At 64.4% G+C, this 17,952-nt stretch carries 12 protein-coding genes; 6 read left to right on the top strand and 6 right to left on the bottom strand.

The window, feature by feature from the left end:
* The first annotated feature begins 135 nt into the window (after window positions 1-135).
* Together K6301_RS13115 and K6301_RS13110 are read left to right on the top strand one after the other, a co-directional pair.
* Window positions 136-2,058, top strand: a complete 1,923-nt coding sequence (locus K6301_RS13115) for an autotransporter assembly complex protein TamA (RefSeq protein WP_247217527.1) — start codon at window positions 136-138, stop codon at window positions 2,056-2,058.
* A gap of 103 nt (window positions 2,059-2,161) precedes the next feature.
* Window positions 2,162-6,331 (top strand): translocation/assembly module TamB domain-containing protein, encoded by a 4,170-nt coding sequence (locus tag K6301_RS13110; protein ID WP_247217525.1) that lies wholly within the window; start codon window positions 2,162-2,164, stop codon window positions 6,329-6,331.
* A gap of 9 nt (window positions 6,332-6,340) precedes the next feature.
* On the opposite strand, the gene K6301_RS13105 is transcribed toward K6301_RS13110, so the two are convergent.
* Complete coding sequence (locus tag K6301_RS13105; RefSeq protein WP_134651389.1) at window positions 6,341-6,781, bottom strand: Lrp/AsnC family transcriptional regulator; 441 nt, start codon at window positions 6,779-6,781, stop codon at window positions 6,341-6,343.
* 135 nt (window positions 6,782-6,916) lie between these two features.
* Between K6301_RS13105 and rocF the strand changes: the two genes are divergently transcribed.
* The 4 genes from rocF to K6301_RS13085 all read left to right on the top strand — a co-directional run bounded on the left by rocF (window position 6,917) and on the right by K6301_RS13085 (window position 11,832).
* Window positions 6,917-7,852, top strand: a complete 936-nt coding sequence (rocF, locus tag K6301_RS13100) for an arginase (RefSeq protein ID WP_247217523.1) — start codon at window positions 6,917-6,919, stop codon at window positions 7,850-7,852.
* Window positions 7,853-7,867: 15 nt separating this feature from the next.
* Window positions 7,868-9,073 (top strand): ornithine--oxo-acid transaminase, encoded by a 1,206-nt coding sequence (gene rocD, locus K6301_RS13095; protein WP_247217521.1) that lies wholly within the window; start codon window positions 7,868-7,870, stop codon window positions 9,071-9,073.
* 134 nt (window positions 9,074-9,207) lie between these two features.
* Complete coding sequence (locus tag K6301_RS13090) at window positions 9,208-9,684, top strand: chemotaxis protein CheW (protein ID WP_134651395.1); 477 nt, start codon at window positions 9,208-9,210, stop codon at window positions 9,682-9,684.
* Window positions 9,685-10,065: 381 nt separating this feature from the next.
* A complete protein-coding gene (locus K6301_RS13085) occupies window positions 10,066-11,832 on the top strand; it encodes a methyl-accepting chemotaxis protein (protein WP_247217519.1) in 1,767 nt (588 codons plus the stop codon).
* Window positions 11,833-11,881: 49 nt separating this feature from the next.
* Here the strand turns inward: K6301_RS13085 and K6301_RS13080 are convergent, their stop codons facing one another.
* The 5 genes from K6301_RS13080 to K6301_RS13060 are packed head-to-tail and all read right to left on the bottom strand — an operon-like array spanning window position 11,882 to window position 17,917.
* On the bottom strand, window positions 11,882-12,148 hold the full coding sequence (locus K6301_RS13080) for a formate dehydrogenase subunit delta (protein ID WP_247217517.1): 267 nt from the start codon (window positions 12,146-12,148) through the stop codon (window positions 11,882-11,884).
* A 10-nt stretch (window positions 12,149-12,158) separates the two neighbouring features.
* Entirely contained in the window at window positions 12,159-12,992 is an 834-nt protein-coding gene (gene fdhD, locus K6301_RS13075; RefSeq protein ID WP_247217516.1) for a formate dehydrogenase accessory sulfurtransferase FdhD, read from the bottom strand.
* 8 nt (window positions 12,993-13,000) lie between these two features.
* Entirely contained in the window at window positions 13,001-15,880 is a 2,880-nt protein-coding gene (fdhF, locus tag K6301_RS13070) for a formate dehydrogenase subunit alpha (protein WP_247217515.1), read from the bottom strand.
* Window positions 15,881-15,884: 4 nt separating this feature from the next.
* Complete coding sequence (locus K6301_RS13065; RefSeq protein WP_247217514.1) at window positions 15,885-17,441, bottom strand: formate dehydrogenase beta subunit; 1,557 nt, start codon at window positions 17,439-17,441, stop codon at window positions 15,885-15,887.
* Window positions 17,438-17,917 (bottom strand): formate dehydrogenase subunit gamma, encoded by a 480-nt coding sequence (locus tag K6301_RS13060; protein WP_247217513.1) that lies wholly within the window; start codon window positions 17,915-17,917, stop codon window positions 17,438-17,440. The genes K6301_RS13065 and K6301_RS13060 overlap by 4 nt, the downstream gene beginning before the upstream one ends.
* Window positions 17,918-17,952: the final 35 nt, after the last annotated feature.

The following is a 17,952-nucleotide window of genomic DNA, read 5'->3' as shown; positions in this document are numbered from 1 at the left end:
TTAACATTACGGAAAACCTAACGCGTTAGGGTCTTTTCTTGCCTAAATGCTCCGAATGAATCGGAGCGCGCCTGGTCTGTGTCGGAAGCTGATGCGCATGCCGCACTTCGAGGAAAAGGCGACGGATAGCTGCGGATGCGGGATAAAGTGAACCGGCCGGAAAAGAGTTTTGCGTTTCTGAAGGCTGGCACCGCACTCGCGGTCGCTGCGGCGCTGGCCTGTGCGCCCGTCTCCGTCCGTCCCGCCATGGCGTTCAAGCTTTTCGGGATGAAGTTCTTCGAAAGTGACGAAGAGGCTACGGCCGTCATCGATCCCGTCAATTATACGCTGACGCTCGATCCGGGCACGGATGACAGCGATCTCAAGGAAGCCATCGAGAACACGACGCGCCTCAAGCAGGACGAGGGCCAGCCGGTATCCGGCGATCTCGGCCTCGTCATCAAGGCGCGCGACGACCGTGACCGCATCTTGGCGGCCCTCTACGAGAACGCCCGCTATGGCGGCGTGGTGACTGTCACCGTCAACGGGCAGGATCTCGATTCGCTGCCGCCCAACCCTGAGTTCAACGACCGCGCCGCCATTCCGGTAACGATCCGTGTCGATCCAGGGCCCGTCTTCACATTCGGCGATGTCGCCTTTTCCGGCGATGCCGACAGGTTCAATCCGGCGGATTACGGCCTCGTGGCCGGTGCGCGCGCGGATTCCACCATCATCCTGAAGGCCGGCGAGAAGGTCGTCGTCGATCTCAAGGCTGAGGGCCGGCCGCTGGCCAAGCTTGTCGAGCGCAATGCGACCGCCGACCACAAGACGCGCACGGTGGATGTTGTCATTGCAGCAGAGGGCGGCCCAGTCGCCCCGGTCGGCGAGGTCGGCGTAACGGGCACGAAGACGGTCGATGCGGGCTTCGTGCAGCGCTATTCGCGCATCAATGCCGGCCAGCCCTATTCGCCCGAGGCGCTCAACAAGGCTGCGGAGCGGCTGCGCACGCTCGGTGTTTTCTCCAGCGTAACGATCCGCGAGGCCAGCCAGCTCGCGCCGGATGGTTCGCTGCCGATGACCATCGAGGTCTCCGAAGGCAAGCACCGCTATTTCGGCGTCGGTGCGCAATATTCCAATACGGACGGTTTCGGCCTGCAGGGGTATTGGGGGCATCGCAACCTGTTCGGCCAGGCGGAATCGCTGCGTATCGAGGGTTCGGTCAACCGCATCGGCGAGTCCGACATCGGCGATCTCGACTACTCGACGGCTATCCTCTTTTCCAAGCCCGGGGCCTTCGGCCCGGCAACGACCTTCAACGCCAGCCTCAAGGCGTCGATCGTCGATCCCGACGCCTACAAGGCCTTCACCACGACGGCGGCGGCAGGGGTGAGCGTCGAGCTTTCGGACCGTGATACGGTGAGCGCCGGCGGCGAGGTGGCGTGGAGCAATATCGAGGACGTGTTCGGCAAGAACAAGTATCTGACGGTGAGCCTGCCGATCGAGTATGTGCGCGATACCCGCAACGACAAACTGAACCCGACGGAAGGCTACCGCTTCCTGATCAATGCGAAGCCGAGCTACGAGACGTATAACAGCACTTTCTTCTCCAGTTTCGAAGGCGCCATTACCGGCTATCAGGCGCTGGGCGCGGAGGAGCGCTTCGTGCTGGCCGGCAAGCTTTCTGCTGGTACGATCATCGGCGGCGACGAGCTTGCGGATATCCCGGCGACGCGCCGCTTCTTCCTGGGCGGTGGCGGCACGGTGCGCGGCTATGGCTATCAGGAGATTTCGCCGCGCAATGCCGACAACAAGCTGCTCGGCGGGCGCTCCTATGTGGCGGGCTCGGCGGAGGTGCGCATCGGTGTCACCGAAACCATCGGCGTCGTGCCGTTCATCGATGTCGGCACCGTCTCGACGGACGAGGTGCCCGATTTCAAGGATATCCGTGCCGGTGCCGGTATCGGCCTGCGCTACGCGACGCCGTTCGGGCCGCTCCGGCTCGACGTCGCGGTGCCGCTCAAGAAATATGAGGGCGGAACGTCCTTCGGGGTCTACGCCGGCATCGGCCAGTCGTTCTGACTGGCGCCGCAATTTTCCGCTAGGCTCTTGATCATCCGTGCGATTGAGATTCTAGACGGTAGGGAGCGATTCTGTGCTCCCGCGCACGTGAAATGGATGAAGCATGACGAGGTTGTCTCGAATTCTCCGCGCCATTCTCCGCTATGCCGGCTACGGCCTTGCGGTGCTGCTTGTCATTCTGGTCGCGGTTCTGGGCTTCGTCGGCTTCACGGATGCGGGCGCCCGCATGGCCGTTTCCTATGTGGAGAAGCTTGCCGCCGCAAGCGGGCAGGTCATTTCCATCAGCGAGCCGTCCGGGCTCCTGACGGGCCGGCTGCGCGTAGGTTCCGTCACCCTTGGCGACGACAAGGGCACCTATGCGGAAATCCGCGACCTCGCCGTCGATTGGTCGCCGCTGGAGCTCTTGTTCTTCAGCTTCGATGCATCTCGTGTCTCGGCGTCCTCGATCTCGCTGCTGCGCCTGCCGGAATCCAAGGCGGATGCACAGCCTTCCGATACGCCGTTCAAGCTGCCCGTCGAAGTCCATGTCGATTCGCTGGCGATCCCGGAACTCTTCGTCTCGGGCTCCGTGGCCGGCCGTGATCAGCGCATCGTCGTCTCCGGCCGTGGCGATGCGACCGCGGAGAGTGTGGCCATCAAGCTTTCCGCCAACGAAGTGGAGCGCCCGGACGCACGACTGGCTGCCGATATCGTCTTCAATCCGGCCGAGAACGTGCTGCGCCTTGAAACCGATGTCGCCGAACCGAAGGGCGGCCTGCTCGCCAATCTGCTCAAACTGCCGAACGAGCCCGCCGTCTCCATCCGCCTGACGGGTGACGGGCCGTTGTCGCAGTGGAAGGGCCGTCTTTCCGCCGCGCTCGACGGTACGGAGATGCTGCGTGTCGATGGCCGCCACGATCTTTCCGCCAATGGGCTGCATACCCTGTCGGTCAAGGGCGGCGGCACGTTCGATGCGTTGATGCCGCCGCAGTTGCGACCGCTTTTCGCCGGCGAGACGAACATCGACCTCGTCGCTGCCTTCGACGGTTCCGACATGGTGCGCATCGAGAAGGGCAACATCGCGACAGGTGCGATGACGCTTGCCGCCTCCGGCGCCGTGAGCGCGACGGGGTCCAACGATTTCAATGTGAAGCTCGACGGGCGCGATGGCCCGATCGATTTCCGCTGGCCGCTCGCCGGTGGCGATGCCCGCATCCTGATCGACGGCGCCGACATTTCGCTCACCGGCGCGGCGAACGCCGCAGCCTTGCGGGCAGATGTCGCCGTGGTATCCGCGGCGCTGCCGGCGGGTCGGGTCGAGAACATCCGCCTTTCCGCCCGTAGCGATGCGTTCAACGTGTCCAGCCAGTCCGGCCGGGTCGATGTGACGGTCGAGACCGGCGACATGGCTTTCGCCAATGCGGATATCGACCGCATGGTGAAGGGGCCGGCCAAGGTCGTCGCAACCCTGAACGTATCGCCGACAGAGATCGCCTTCGATCCCGCAACACTGGAAAGCGCCAGCATCGGCGGAACGCTTTCGGGCCGCTACGGGCTCGAAAGCCGCGAGGCCGACGTCAATTTCCGTCTTTTCGCGCTGCCCGCTGTCCTGCCGCCGGCCTTGTCCGGCAAGTTCGATACGACGATTGCGATGGAAGGGCGTGTTCAGCTGGCCGGCAACGGTGCGCTGCAACTCACCGGTCTGCAGCTCAAGTCGGGGACAGCCGAGGCGGCCGGTGATGTCGCGCTCGCCGAGGGCAATCTCGATGCGACGCTTGCCGGCAAGGTCTTGAACCTCGGCAAGCTGCTGGGCGATGCCTCCGGCGAGGCGGCCTTCGATGTTTCGGCGAAGGGGCCGGTCGATGGGCTCGACGTTGCGGCCAAGGTCACATCCAGTGGCGCGACACTTTCGGGGCGCACGCTGAGCGATCTCGTCGTCACGCTCAACGGGAAGGCCGTTGCGGACAGGCCCTCCGGGGAGCTGACGGCGACGGGTGCGCTTGATGGACAGGCGATCAACGTGCGTTCCAGCATCACCTCGGAAGGCAGGCGCATCTCGGTGCCGGTGCTGGAAGCGGAGATCGGCGCGAACACGCTGAAGGGCTCGCTGGCGCTGACGCCGGATTTCATGCCTGACGGCACGGTCCGCTTCAACTTTCCCGATCTCGGACTGCTTGCGGCCATGGCCGGCCAAAAGGCAGCCGGCGATCTCTCCGGACAGGTGGAGATCGCGACGACCAACGGCAGGACGTCGGCAATCGTTCAGGCGAGCGGTTCCGGTATAAGCCGCGATGCGATCAGCATTTCCAAGCCGACCGTGGACCTCACCATTACCGATCTCGCCACACTTGCGATCAACGGCACGGTTCGGGCCGAGCGCATCGTTTCGGGCGGGAACCGCGTCGATGCCCTCAGCCTTGATTTCTCGCGGGAAGGGCAGGCGACCCGGTTCGATCTCGGTGGTCGTCTCGACAATGCGCCGCTGGTCGCGAAGGGGCAGGTCGTCCAACGTGCCGGCGGTTTGGACGTCGCCTTGCAGACGTTCGAAGGCGCGCCGCGCGGCATCGCCCTGAAGCTCGCAAGTCCGTCCACGATCGCTGTCGATAACGGCGTTGCGGTTCTCGACAAGCTCACCATCCAGGCCGGAACCGGGTCGGTTGCGGTATCGGGTCGGGCCGGCGAGACGCTGGACCTGTCGCTCGGTCTCAATGCCGTGCCGGCGGCGCTCATCAACAATTTCGCGCCAGGCCTCGGTGCGGAAGGTGCGATCGGCGGCACTGTGACGGTCAAGGGCAGGGCGGCCGCGCCTGTCGTCAACTACGCGCTCGACTGGAAGGGCGCCGTCACCAGCCAGACGCGTGGCGCGGGCATCGGCGCCGTCGATATCAACGCCAAGGGCGAATTCGCCAACAATCAGGTCCGGCTCGACACGGTGCTTTCGGGCGCAGGCGGGCTTTCCTTCCGGGGCGGTGGCACGGTCGGGATCGGCGGCGCGACGCCGCTTGGCCTGAAGTTCAATGGCACGGTGCCGTTTGGATTGTTGCAGGGCCAGCTTTCGTCGCAGGGCTTCGTGTTGACCGGCAATGCCAATGCCGATGTCTCGATAGGCGGCACGGCGGCAGCGCCTTCGGTGACCGGCAGCATAACGGCCGGCGGTGCGCGTCTGGTCGATGTCCGGCGCAATCTCGCCGTGGATGACCTGACGGTGCGCATCACCATGGACGGCCGGCAGGCCGTCATCGAGACGCTGTCCGGCAGGCTCGCGAGCGGCGGGCAGCTTTCGGCCACCGGCCGTATCGGCATCGATCCGGCGAGCGGCTTCCCGGTCGACGTGGCGATCAAGCTGGGCGATGTCACCTATGTCGACGGCACGCTGGTCACCGCCAATGTGACCGGCGACCTCACCGTCAAGGGGCCGTTGGCCGATATCGTGCTGGCTGGCCGGGTGCGCATCAACAAGGCGAACATCACCATTCCGCAAAAACTGCCGGCTTCGCTGTCGGAGATCGATATCAAGCATCGCAATGCACCGGCCGACGTTAAGCGCATGAATGCCGACGTGCAGCGCGACCAAGGCGCGAGCGGCGCCTCACGCGGCATCGGCCTCAACCTCACCATCGAGGCGCCGGGCCAGCTTTTCGTGCGTGGCCGCGGCATCAATGCGGAGCTGGGCGGCAGCCTCACCGTGACGGGAACGTCGTCGTCGCCTGTCGTGTCGGGCGGTTTCGAGCTTGAGCGCGGCCGCATGGAAATCCTGGCGCGCCGGCTCGATTTCTCCAGCGCGCATATCGGCTTTACAGGAGGCCTGGTGCCGACCGTCAACCTCGTCGCGGGAAGCACGGCCGGCACGACGGAAATCACCGTGACCGTGGCCGGCGTCGCCAGCAACCCGACGGTGACCTTCGCCTCCTCGCCTGCGCTGCCGCAGGATGAGATCCTGGCGCAGCTCATCTTCAACCGCTCCATGTCGAACCTCTCGGCGGTGCAGATCGCGCAGCTTGCCGCTGCCGCAAGCCAGCTGGCCGGCGGCAGTTCGACCGGCCTTCTCGACAGCCTGCGAAGCAAGCTCGGCGTCGACGATCTCGATATCACGACGGATGCGGAGGGCCGCGCGGCCGTTTCGGCCGGCAAGTATCTCAACGATCGCACCTATATCGAGCTGAAGCAGGATCCGGAGACGAACGGCGCCAAGGCCGTCATCAATCTGGATGTCGGCCGCGGCGTCAAGCTGCGCGGGGAAGCCGGCAGCGGCGGCAGTGCGGGCGCCGGTATCTTCTACGAAAAGGAATACTGAGCCCGCCGCTCAGGCGAAGGCATTCTTCGTCGTCTTGAGGAGGATGTTGGTTTCGGTGCCGTTGATGCCGTCGATCAGACGGATACGATGCAGTGTTTCGTCGAAAGTGCCGAGATCGCGATCTTCGAGTTCGGCGATGAAATCCCAGCGGCCATTGGTCGAGTGAAGCGCGCGGACCTGCGGCAGGCCGCGGAGCTGCGCTGCAACGCGGTCGGCCATCTTGCCATGGACCTCGATCATCACGATGGCGCGCACGCCGCTGCCCGTCAGCTCCGCACCGGTCTTGATGGTGAAGGCGGCGATCGTGCCGGAGGAAACGAGCCGTTCGATCCGTGCGGCAACCGTTGCACGCGAGGCGCCGGTCATCGCGGCGAGCGAGGAGACCGGTGTGCGCGCATTGTGGCGCAAGGCGCTGATCAGGGCGTGGTCGAGATCATCGAGACTTATCATTGTGTCGATCCATACTTGGCAAAATGCTGATCCAACGGTTCTATTTGTCAGTTTTCCCTCTTTTTGCCAACAGCGTGACCGGTGATAATCACTCAAAACCGGGGCAAACCGGCTTCACGCATTCGCGGGGAAATCATGGCTGACAACAACACGCATATCGCGCTGATCGGCGCGCCTCTTGAAGAAGGTTCCGGCCGGCGCGGCGCGTCCATGGGCCCGACGGCCCTGCGCATCGCGGGCGTCGATTCGACCCTGCGCGACCTCGGGCATACGGTCACCGACGAGGGCGACCTGCGGCCCGTTCCGGCGCGCGACCTCGCAAACCATCCGAAGGCCAACAACCTGCAGGTCGTCGCCGCCTTCGCGCGCGCGCTCGATACCGCCGTCTACGATGCCGCGCATAACGGCCGGTTTCCGCTGATCCTCGGCGGCGACCATGCGCTGTCCATGGGGTCCGTCTCCGGCATGGCCCGTCACGCCGCCGATCTCGGCCGTCCGCTGTTCGTGCTCTGGCTGGATGCCCATGCCGACTTCAATTCGCCGGCGAGCTCGCCCTCCGGCAACATGCACGGCATGCCGGTTGCCTTCTTCTGCGGTGAGGCGGAGTTTGCGCCCATCCTCGAGGCGGGACGCCCCCTGGTCGATCCGAAGAATGTCTTTCAGGTCGGTATCCGCTCCGTCGATGCGCGCGAGCGCGAGGAAATCTCCGAGCATGGCGTCAATGTCTTCGACATGCGGGCGGTCGACGAGATCGGCATGGCGCATATCATGCACGACATCATCGCCCGCATCCGCGCGGCAAACGGCCTCTTGCATGTGAGCCTCGACGTCGATTTTCTCGATCCGGATCTCGCGCCCGGCGTCGGCACGACGGTGCCCGGTGGCGCGACTTTCCGCGAGGCCCATCTGATCATGGAGATGCTCTGCGACAGCGGGCTCGTCTCCTCGCTCGATCTCGTCGAGCTCAACCCTTTCCTCGACGACCGCGGCAAGAGCGCCCGCATTCTCGTCGAACTGACCGCAAGTCTTTTCGGCCGCCGGATTCTCGACCGGCCGACCCGTAGCGCCTGAAACCGGAGGGATACAATGTCACCGTCGACCGCCAGCCTGATCGAAACCGAACATCGCCTCGGCGCCCATAACTACAAGCCGCTCGACGTGGTGCTGTCGCGGGGCGAGGGCGTGCATGTCTGGGATGTCGACGGCAATCGGTATATGGATTGCCTTTCGGCCTATTCGGCTGTCAACCAGGGGCATTGCCACCCGAAGATCCTGGCGGCGATGGTGGAGCAGGCGCAGAAGCTCACCCTGACCTCCCGCGCCTTCCGCAACGACCAGCTTGCGCATTTCTACGAAGAGATCGCCGCGCTCACCGGTTCGCACAAGGTGCTGCCGATGAATTCCGGTGCGGAAGCGGTCGAGACCGCCGTCAAGGCGGTGCGCAAATGGGGCTATGAGGTGAAGGGCGTGCCGGAGGGCCAGGCCGAGATCATCGTCTGCGCCAACAACTTCCACGGTCGCACCATGGGCATTGTCGGCTTCTCCACGGATCCGGACGCGCGCATCGGCTTCGGCCCCTTCGCGCCGGGCTTCCGCCACGTGCCCTTCGGCGATATTGATGCCTTCCGCAACGCGATCACCGAAAACACGGTGGCCTTCCTCATCGAGCCCATCCAGGGCGAGGCGGGCGTGCTGATCCCGCCGGCCGGCTATTTCACGTCGGTCCGTGAGCTTTGCACGCAGCACGGCATCACGCTCATCCTGGACGAGATCCAGACGGGGCTCGGCCGCACCGGCAAGCTGCTGGCAGAAGAGCATGAGGGCATCGAGGCGGATGTCACGCTGGTCGGCAAGGCGCTGTCCGGCGGTTTCTATCCGGTCTCGGCGGTGCTTTCGAACAGCGAGGTGCTGGGTGTGCTCAAGCCCGGGCAGCACGGCTCGACCTTCGGCGGCAATCCACTCGCCTGCGCCATCGCACGCGCGGCTTTGAAGGTGCTTGTCGAGGAAGATATGATCGGCAATTCCGCGCGCATGGGCGAACGCTTCCAGGCCGGGCTCAAGGGCATCCGCTCCAATATCATCAGGGAGGTGCGCGGCCGCGGCCTGATGCTGGCGGTCGAGCTCGATCCCGCGGCCGGCGGCGCGCGCAAATATTGCGAGGCACTGAAGGAGCGCGGCATTCTTGCCAAGGATACGCATGGCGACACCATCCGCATTGCCCCGCCGCTCGTCATCACCGGCGATCAGGTCGATTGGGCGCTGGAGCAGTTCGAGGCCGTGCTGCGCACCTGAGCACCCAGTCCGATAGACGAAAGAAAGGCCCTGCGACGCGGGGCCTTTTTTCTGGTCGCGACGGATGTTGGAAAGATTTTAACCAGGGTGTGCATAGGATCGGTCAATTCGTCGCTCCAACTGGGAAGATCCCGATGACCTCCATCAAGACGACCGGCTTTACCGGCGATACGCTCGAAATCATCGCATTCCGTCTGCATGACCAGGAATTCTGCGTGAAGACGACCACGATCCGCGAAATCCGCGGCTGGGCGCCGTCCACGCCGATCCCGCATTCGCCGCCGGATGTCATCGGCGTGATGAACCTGCGCGGCACGGTGATCCCGATCATCGATCTCGCCCACAAGCTCGGCATGAAGAGCACGGAAGCCAATGAGCGCAGCGCGATCGTCGTTGCCGAAGTGCACAATATGGTCGTCGGCCTCGTCGTCGACCGTGTCTCCGATATCCTCACCATTCGCAGCGAGCAGATCCAGCCGGTGCCGGAAGTGACGACCTCCTTCGACAAGGTCTATGCGGAAGGCATCATCGCCCATGAGAACGGCATGATCTGCTTCCTGAACCTTGCGCGCATGTTCAAGGAACGTGACATGGATGATATGGCAGCCTGACCGGCCGCACATCCCCACAATCGGGAAGGCCGTCACACCCCGGTGTGGCGGTCTTTTTTATGCTTCGCCAATGCAACCTATGAGATAGTTCCGCATTGGCGGCGGCGACGTCTGCTTACGTAACGTCAGTCAGCGCTTATGATTTCTTGATTAAGTCACTGTAATATATGGCCCCAAAAAACAGTCATTTTCATTTTTATCAATTTTTAATGAAGCGACTCTATCTTTGATTGTGCAGTCTTTGCTTGCGATGGGGGTTTTCTGCGAGGACTGCGTTCAGGGAGGCCAATGCATGGCGGAGATCATGCCACCACTCCCGCAACCGACGATCGCCACGCGGCAATCACCAAAGGCCGTGGCCGTCACATATGGGGACAGGTCATGATTTCTTTCACAAGGTTTACGGATTCGAGCCATATCATCGACGCCCTGTCGCGTTCGCAGGCCGTGATACAGTTCGATCTCGCCGGCAATGTTCTGACTGCCAACGAAAACTTCTGCACGGCGCTCGGCTACGATCTGGCAGAGATCGTCGGTCAGCATCACCGGATGTTCTGCGACGCCGCGCATACGGCCAGCGACGACTACCGGCAGTTCTGGATGCGCCTTGGGCGTGGAGAGTATGATTCCGGCAGCTACAAGCGTCTGCGCAAGGACGGCAGCGAGATCTGGATCCAGGCGTCGTACAATCCGGTCTTTCGGGGCGGCAAGCCCTACAAGGTGGTCAAGTTCGCGACGGATATCACGCTTGCAAAAATCCGTGCTGCGGAGGACGCGAGCAAGCTCGATGCGATCTCGCGCTCCCAGGCGGTCATCGAATTCACGCCCACCGGCGAAATCCTGCATGCCAACGAGAACTTCTGTGCCGGGCTGGGTTATGATCTGGCGGAGATCGTCGGGAAACACCATCGCATGTTCTGCGACCCCGCCTATGCGCAGACGCCTGCCTATGCCGATTTTTGGAAGAGCCTCGCGGCGGGAAATTTCATCTCCAGCGAGTTCGTGCGTTACGGCAAGGGCGGCAAGGAGATCTGGATCCAGGCGGCCTATAACCCGATCCGGGATCTGAACGGCCGGGTCTACAAGGTCGTCAAGTTCGCAACCGACGTCACGGAGCGCATGTCGGCGATCAATGCGCTTGGCGGCGCGCTCAAGGCGCTCGCGGAAGGCGACCTTACGCAGCATCTCGCCATGCCCTTCGTTCCCTCGATGGAAAAGGTGCGCAGCGACTTCAACGCGGCCGTTGCCGGTCTTCATGCGGCAATGCGGACGGTTGAAACCAATGCGAACGCCATCGCCTCGGGCGCGCAGCAGATCCGTTCGGCAGCGGACGACCTGGCCAGGCGCACGGAACGACAGGCGGCTTCCGTCGAGGAAACCGCTGCCGCGCTCGACCAGATCACGACGACGGTCAGCGATTCGAGCCGGCGGGCCGATGAAGCCGGCAGCCTGGTCGGGCAGACCCGGGCGGGTGCCGAAAAATCCGGCGAGGTCGTCAAGCGCGCGATCGACGCCATGGGCCAGATCGAGCAGTCCTCGCGCGAGATTTCCAGCATCATCGGCGTCATCGACGATATCGCCTTCCAGACCAACCTGCTGGCGCTCAATGCCGGGGTGGAGGCGGCGCGGGCAGGCGAGGCCGGCAAGGGCTTTGCCGTCGTCGCACAGGAAGTGCGTGAGCTCGCGCAGCGTTCGGCCAGTGCCGCAAAGGACATCAAGGCACTGATCACGACGTCGGGCGAGCAGGTGAAGAACGGTGTGTCACTCGTCGACGAGACGGGGCGGACCCTGCGCGAGATCCTGGCACAGGTGCTCGAGGTCCACACGAATGTCGTTGCCATCGTGGAAGCATCGCGCGAGCAGTCGACGGGGCTTCGCGAGATCAATCAGGCCGTCAACGCGATGGACCAGGCGACGCAGCAGAACGCGGCGATGGTGGAGGAGAGCACGGCCGCCAGCCACGCCATGGCGCGTGAGGCGGATGCGCTTCATGGCCTCATCCGCCGCTTCCGCCTGGCGGAAACCGTAAGCCAGGCGCAACGCACGTCATTGCCGGCGCCTGTCGCTCAGCTTCATGCCGTGGCGCGCACGATGCGGGCATCACAGAGCTCGGCGGTTCAGGCGGCCGCCGATTGGGAAGAGTTCTGATCGCTGTGCAGGGGACGCCCGGCCGAGGCGCCGGGCGTTGCGCTCGATATCAGGGCGCTGCCGGTGCCGCGGCCTGCGCGGGCGGCACTTCAGCCGGCGGGGGGCGACGGATCAGCGGCGCGGCCTCCAGCACGAGGCTGTCGAGGCCTCCACCGCCATGGTTGTCGATGAGGTCGAAGAGCTGCCGGCGCATGCGCGGTTCCCAGAACTTGTTGATGTGGTTCGCCACGCCGTTCGGGCCTTCGCTTGCCGGCTGGGAGTGGAAGAAGGTGGCGATCTGGTTCGCCATGCGCACGATCTTGTTGCCTTCCGACATGGTCCGTCTCCTAGCCATTGCCCAGGCGCCGCTCGGCGCCGGTACCGATGCGGTCCGCACCGGTAAAAATCTCGAATTCGTCGCCGCGCACCAATGCGATCAGCGTCATGCCCGCGTCCTCCGCCGTGCGGATGGCGAGCGCCGTCGGTGCGGAGATGGCGATGATGAAGGGGCTGCCGATGATCGCCGTCTTCTGTACCATCTCCACGGAGACGCGGCTCGTCACGACCACCGCGCCCGCATGTCCGGCATGGCCCGCCCGTCGCGCCGCGCCGACCAGCTTGTCGAGCGCGTTGTGACGGCCGACATCCTCCCTAACGGCGATGAGCCCTTTACCCGGCACATAAAAGCCTGCGCCGTGAACGGCGCGCGTCGCCATGTGCAGCGGTTGCTGGCCGTTGAGCAGCCGCACGGCCTCCACCACGTCGTCTTCCGAAAGTGTAAGCGTAGACGCACGCACGGACGGCGTCGTGCGGACGGCCTGTTCGATCGATTCGATGCCGCAGAGGCCGCAACCCACGGGCCCCGCCATGTGCCGGCGGCGGGCGACGAGCGCGTCGTTCTGTTCGTCCGAAAGACGGATCTGCAGGTCGATGCCTTTGTCTTCGGCCTCCACGTCGATCGTCTCGATTTCCGCCGGGTCGGTGATGATGCCTTCGGTCAGGCTGAAGCCGACGGCAAAATCCTCCAGGTCCGCCGGGGTCGCCATCATGACGGCGTGGGTCGAGCCGGCATAGGAGAAGGCGATCGGCGTCTCCTCGGGAACGAAACGTTCGCCGTCAGAGAGCCGCCCGTTGCGCCGGGCGGTCTCGCGGACCTTCGTGGTGGTTGGGAACTCGGGCACGCTCGATCCTATTCCGCCGCCTCCAGCTTGCCCTTGATGCGGCGCGACCGGCGGGCGAGCTCGTCATATTCGACCTGCCAGTCGGACGGTCCGTTCGACGGCGAGATCTGCACGGCCGTCACCTTATACTCGGGGCAGTTCGTCGCCCAGTCCGAGAAATCGGTGGTGATGACGTTTGCCTGCGTCGTCGGGTGGTGGAAGGTCGTGTAGACGACGCCCGGTGCGACGCGATCGGTGATGAGTGCGCGAAGCGTCGTGTCGCCGGCGCGGCTGGAGAGCCGCACCCAGTCACCCTCGCGGATGCCGCGGTTCTCGGCATCGTGCGGATGGATCTCCAGCCGGTCCTCCTCATGCCAGGTGACGTTGTCGGTGCGTCGTGTCTGGGCGCCGACATTGTACTGGCTGAGAATGCGGCCGGTGGTGAGCAGCAGCGGGAAGCGCGGACCGGTCTTCTCATCGGTGGCGACATATTCCGTGCGGATGAACTTACCCTTGCCGCGGACGAAGCCGTTGGTATGCATGATCGGCGAGCCGAGCGGGTTCTTCTCGTTGCAGGGCCACTGCACGGAGCCTACCTTGTCGAGATAATCATAGGACACCAGCGCGAAGCTCGGCGTCGTTGCGGCGATCTCGTCCATGATCTCGGAAGGATGCGTGTAGGTCCAGTCGAGGCCCATGGCCTTGGCGAGGTTCTGCGTGACCTCCCAGTCGGCATAGCCGTTCTTCGGCGTCATGACGCGGCGCACGCGGTTGATGCGGCGCTCCGCATTGGTGAAGGTGCCGTCCTTTTCCAGGAAGGTGGAACCCGGCAGGAAGACATGGGCGTAGTTCGCGGTCTCGTTGAGGAACAGGTCCTGCACGACGACGCATTCCATCGCAGCCAGCCCGGCAGCGACGTGCTTGGTGTCCGGGTCGGACTGGAGGATATCCTCGCCCTGAATGTAGATGCCCTTGAACGTGCCCTCGACGGCGGCATCCAGCATGTTGGGAATGCGCAGGCCCGGCTCGTTGTTGAGCTTCACGCCCCACAGCTTCTCGAAGATATCGCGAGTCGCGTCGTCGGAGATGTGGCGATAGCCGGGCAGTTCGTGCGGGAACGAGCCCATGTCGCACGAGCCCTGCACGTTGTTCTGGCCGCGCAGCGGGTTCACGCCCACGCCGGGACGGCCGATATTGCCGGTCGCCATGGCGAGGTTGGCGATGGCCATGACCGTGGTCGAGCCCTGGCTGTGTTCGGTAACGCCGAGACCGTAATAGATCGAGCCGTTGCCGCCGGTGGCGAAGAGGCGGGCTGCGCCGCGCAGCGCTTCGGCCGGAACGCCGGTGAAGGCTTCCGTTTCCTCGGGGCTGTGGCGCGGTTCGGCGACGAAGGACGCCCAGTCCTCGAATTCCGACCAGTCGCACCGCTCGCGGATGAACGCCTCGTCGCACAGGCCCTCCGTCACGATGACATGGGCGAGCGCGGTGACGACGGCAACGTTCGTGCCGGGCTTCAGCGGCAGGTGGTAGGATGCCTTGATATGCGGCGACGACACGAGCTCCGTGCGGCGCGGATCGATGACGATGAGCTTGGCGCCTTTGCGCAGGCGCTTTTTGAGGCGCGAGCCGAAGACGGGGTGGGCATCTGTGGGGTTGGCGCCGATGACGATGACGACGTCGGTGAATTCGACGCTGTCGAAGTTCTGCGTGCCGGCAGACGTGCCGAAGGCTTGGCCGAGGCCATAGCCCGTGGGCGAATGGCAGACGCGGGCGCAGGTATCAACGTTGTTGTTGCCGAAGCCGGCGCGGATGAGCTTCTGGACGAGGAAGGTTTCCTCGTTCGTGCAGCGCGACGAGGTGATGCCGCCGATGGAATCACGGCCGTACTGGTACTGGATGCGGCGGAACTCGGAGGCGACATGTGCGTAGGCCTCTTCCCAGGTCACTTCGCGCCAGGGATCGGAGATCTTCTCGCGGATCATCGGGTTGAGGATGCGCTCGCGGTGGGTCGAGTAGCCATAGGCGAAGCGGCCCTTGACGCAGGAATGGCCGCGATTGGCCTGTCCGTCCTTCCACGGCACCATGCGCACGAGTTCTTCGCCGCGCATTTCCGCCTTGAAGGAACAGCCGACGCCGCAATAGGCGCAGGTCGTCACGACGGAATGCTCCGGCTGGCCGATCTCGATCACCGACTTTTCGGTCAGCGTCGCCGTCGGGCACGCCTGCACGCAGGCGCCGCAGGAAACGCATTCGGATTCGAGGAAATGCTCGTGCATGCCGGGCGAAACGCGGCTGTCGAAACCGCGGCCTTCGATGGTCAGCGCAAAGGTGCCCTGGACCTCCTCGCAGGCGCGCACGCAGCGCGAACAGACGATGCACTTGGACGGGTCGTAGGTGAAATAGGGGTTGGATTCGTCCTTCGGCATCCAGCGGGCGTTTGCTTCGCCATTGTTGCGCGCCTTGACGTGGTTGTCGCCCTCATAACCGTAGCGCACGTCGCGCAGGCCCACGGCGCCGGCCATGTCCTGCAATTCGCAGTCGCCGTTGGCCGCACAGGTGAGACAGTCGAGCGGGTGATCGGAGATATAGAGCTCCATCACGCCCTTGCGGATGTCCTTCAGGCGGCCGGTCTGGGTGTGGACGACGAGGCCGGGTGCGACCGGCGTCGTGCAGGAGGCCGGCGTGCCGTTGCGGCCTTCGATTTCGACAAGACAGAGCCGGCAGGAGCCGAAGGCATCCACCATGTCGGTGGCGCAGAGTTTCGGCACCTGGATGCCGGCCTCCATCGAGGCGCGCATGATGGACGTGCCTTCGGGGACGGTGATTTCGTTGCCGTCGATGGTGAGCGTCACCATCTTTTCCGAGCGGGAGGCGGGGGTGCCGTAATCGATTTCGGGAACGAGAGGCATGGGCTTACTCCGCTGCTTCGGCGATCGGCGCCGGCGAAAAGTCTTCCGGAAAATGGTTCATGGCACTGAGCACGGGGTAGGGCGTGAACCCGCCGAGCGCGCAGAGCGAACCGAACTTCATCGTGTTGCAGAGATCGGCCAGCAGTTCGCGGTTCTTCTGGGCCTCGATGCCCTGTGCGATCTTGTCGGCCGTCTCGACGCCGCGCGTCGAGCCGATGCGACAGGGTGTGCACTTGCCGCAGCTTTCCACGGCGCAGAACTCCATGGCGAAGCGTGCCTGCTTCAGCATGTCGACGGTGTCGTCGAAGACGGTGATGCCGGCATGGCCGATGAGGCCGTCCCTGGCCGCGAAGGCTTCGTAGTCGAAGGGCGTATCGAACAGCGCGCGCGGGAAATAGGCGCCGAGCGGGCCGCCCACCTGCACGGCGCGGACCGGCCGGCCGGAAGCGGTGCCGCCGCCGATATCGTCGACGATCTCGCCGAGCGTCAGGCCGAAGGCCGTCTCGAAGAGGCCGCCATACTTGATATTGCCCGCGATCTGGATCGGGATCGTGCCGCGCGAGCGGCCCATGCCGAAATCACGATAGAACGCGGCGCCGCGATCCATGATCACAGGCACGGAGGCGAGCGAGATGACGTTGTTGACGACGGTGGGACGGCCGAGGAAGCCTTGCAGGGCGGGCAGCGGCGGCTTGGCGCGCACGATGCCGCGCTTGCCTTCGAGGCTGTTGAGCAGCGCGGTTTCCTCGCCGCAGACATAGGCGCCAGCGCCGACGCGCACCTCCATGTCGAAGGCCTTGCCGGAGCCCAGCACCGACGGTCCGAGGATGCCGGCCTTACGGGCGATCTCGACGGCAGCGGTCATGGTCTCGATGGCGTGGGGATATTCCGAACGGGTGTAGATGAAGCCCTTCGTCGCGCCGGTTGCCAGGCCGGCGATCGCCATGCCCTCGATCAGAACGAAGGGGTCGCCTTCCATGATCATACGGTCGGCGAAGGTGCCGCTATCGCCCTCGTCGGCGTTGCAGACGATGTATTTCTGCGCGCCCGGCGCCTCGAGAACCGTCTTCCATTTGATGCCGGTCGGAAAGCCTGCGCCGCCGCGCCCGCGCAGGCCCGAATCGGTGACCTGCTGGACGATGTCGGCCGGCTGCATGCTCACGGCCTTCTCCAGGCCCTTCATGCCTTGATAATGCCGGTATTCCTCGAGCGAGAGCGGATCGGTGACGCCGCAGCGGGCGAAGGTCAACCTTGTCTGGCGGGCGAGGAACGGTATCTCCTTCGTCCGCCCGCGACAGAGCGGATGATCGGCCCCTTGCAGGAAGCCCGCCTCGAAAAGCGACGGCACGTCCGAAGGTTTGACCGGTCCGTAGGCGATGCGCCCTTTCTCCGTGCGCACCTCGACCAGCGGCTCCAGCCAGTGCATGCCGCGGGAGCCGTTGCGCACGATGCGGGCATCGAGGCCGCGGGTTTCGATTTCGCGCGCGATTGCCGTGGCGACACGGTCTGCGCCCAGCGCCAGGGCAGCGGCATCCCGCGGTACGAAGATGGTGATGGTCATCGGCGTGCCTCCGCGACAAGTTCCCTGGCAAGCTCGGCGTCGACCCTTCCATGCACCTCGCCGTCAAGCATGGCGGCGGGTGCGCAGGAACAGAGCCCGAGACAGTAGACCGGTTCAAGCGTCACTGCGCCATCCAGCGTCGTCTGGTGGAAATCGATGCCGAGCAGCGACTTGACGCGCTCGGCGAGCGCGTCACCGCCCATCGACTGACAGGCCTCGGCGCGACAGAGCTTCAGCACGTGCCTGCCGGTGGGGTGGTCGCGATAATCGTGATAGAAGGTGACGACGCCGTGCACCTCGGCGCGCGAAAGGTTCAGTTCGCGGGCGATGACCGGCAGGCTTTCCTGCGGGACGTAGCCGAACTCCGCCTGGATCTCATGCAGGATGGGGAGAAGCGGCCCCTCAAGCCCCTTCAGGTCGCCGACGATAGCCAGCGTTCTTGTTTCGACATCGCTGCCGAGGACATGCACATTCATGGTCAGGCCTCCCAACCGACACGAATGAACCACGG

It is taken from the genome of Shinella oryzae (assembly GCF_023038235.1).
Taxonomy (GTDB): domain Bacteria; phylum Pseudomonadota; class Alphaproteobacteria; order Rhizobiales; family Rhizobiaceae; genus Shinella; species Shinella sumterensis.
Note: the sequence above shows the minus strand (reverse complement) of the source record. Positions and strands in the feature narration are given on the sequence as shown.

Excerpts from the sequence above, each read along its gene's own strand:
- K6301_RS13115 (WP_247217527.1), top strand. The coding sequence starts at position 136 with ATGCGGGATAAAGTGAACCGGCCGGAAAAGAGTTTTGCGTTTCTGAAG.
- K6301_RS13110 (WP_247217525.1), top strand. The coding sequence starts at position 2,162 with ATGACGAGGTTGTCTCGAATTCTCCGCGCCATTCTCCGCTATGCCGGC.
- K6301_RS13105 (WP_134651389.1), bottom strand. The coding sequence starts at position 6,781 with ATGATAAGTCTCGATGATCTCGACCACGCCCTGATCAGCGCCTTGCGC.
- rocF (WP_247217523.1), top strand. The coding sequence starts at position 6,917 with ATGGCTGACAACAACACGCATATCGCGCTGATCGGCGCGCCTCTTGAA.
- rocD (WP_247217521.1), top strand. The coding sequence starts at position 7,868 with ATGTCACCGTCGACCGCCAGCCTGATCGAAACCGAACATCGCCTCGGC.
- K6301_RS13090 (WP_134651395.1), top strand. The coding sequence starts at position 9,208 with ATGACCTCCATCAAGACGACCGGCTTTACCGGCGATACGCTCGAAATC.
- K6301_RS13085 (WP_247217519.1), top strand. The coding sequence starts at position 10,066 with ATGATTTCTTTCACAAGGTTTACGGATTCGAGCCATATCATCGACGCC.
- K6301_RS13080 (WP_247217517.1), bottom strand. The coding sequence starts at position 12,148 with ATGTCGGAAGGCAACAAGATCGTGCGCATGGCGAACCAGATCGCCACC.
- fdhF (WP_247217515.1), bottom strand. The coding sequence starts at position 15,880 with ATGCCTCTCGTTCCCGAAATCGATTACGGCACCCCCGCCTCCCGCTCG.
- K6301_RS13065 (WP_247217514.1), bottom strand. The coding sequence starts at position 17,441 with ATGACCATCACCATCTTCGTACCGCGGGATGCCGCTGCCCTGGCGCTG.
- K6301_RS13060 (WP_247217513.1), bottom strand. The coding sequence starts at position 17,917 with ATGAATGTGCATGTCCTCGGCAGCGATGTCGAAACAAGAACGCTGGCT.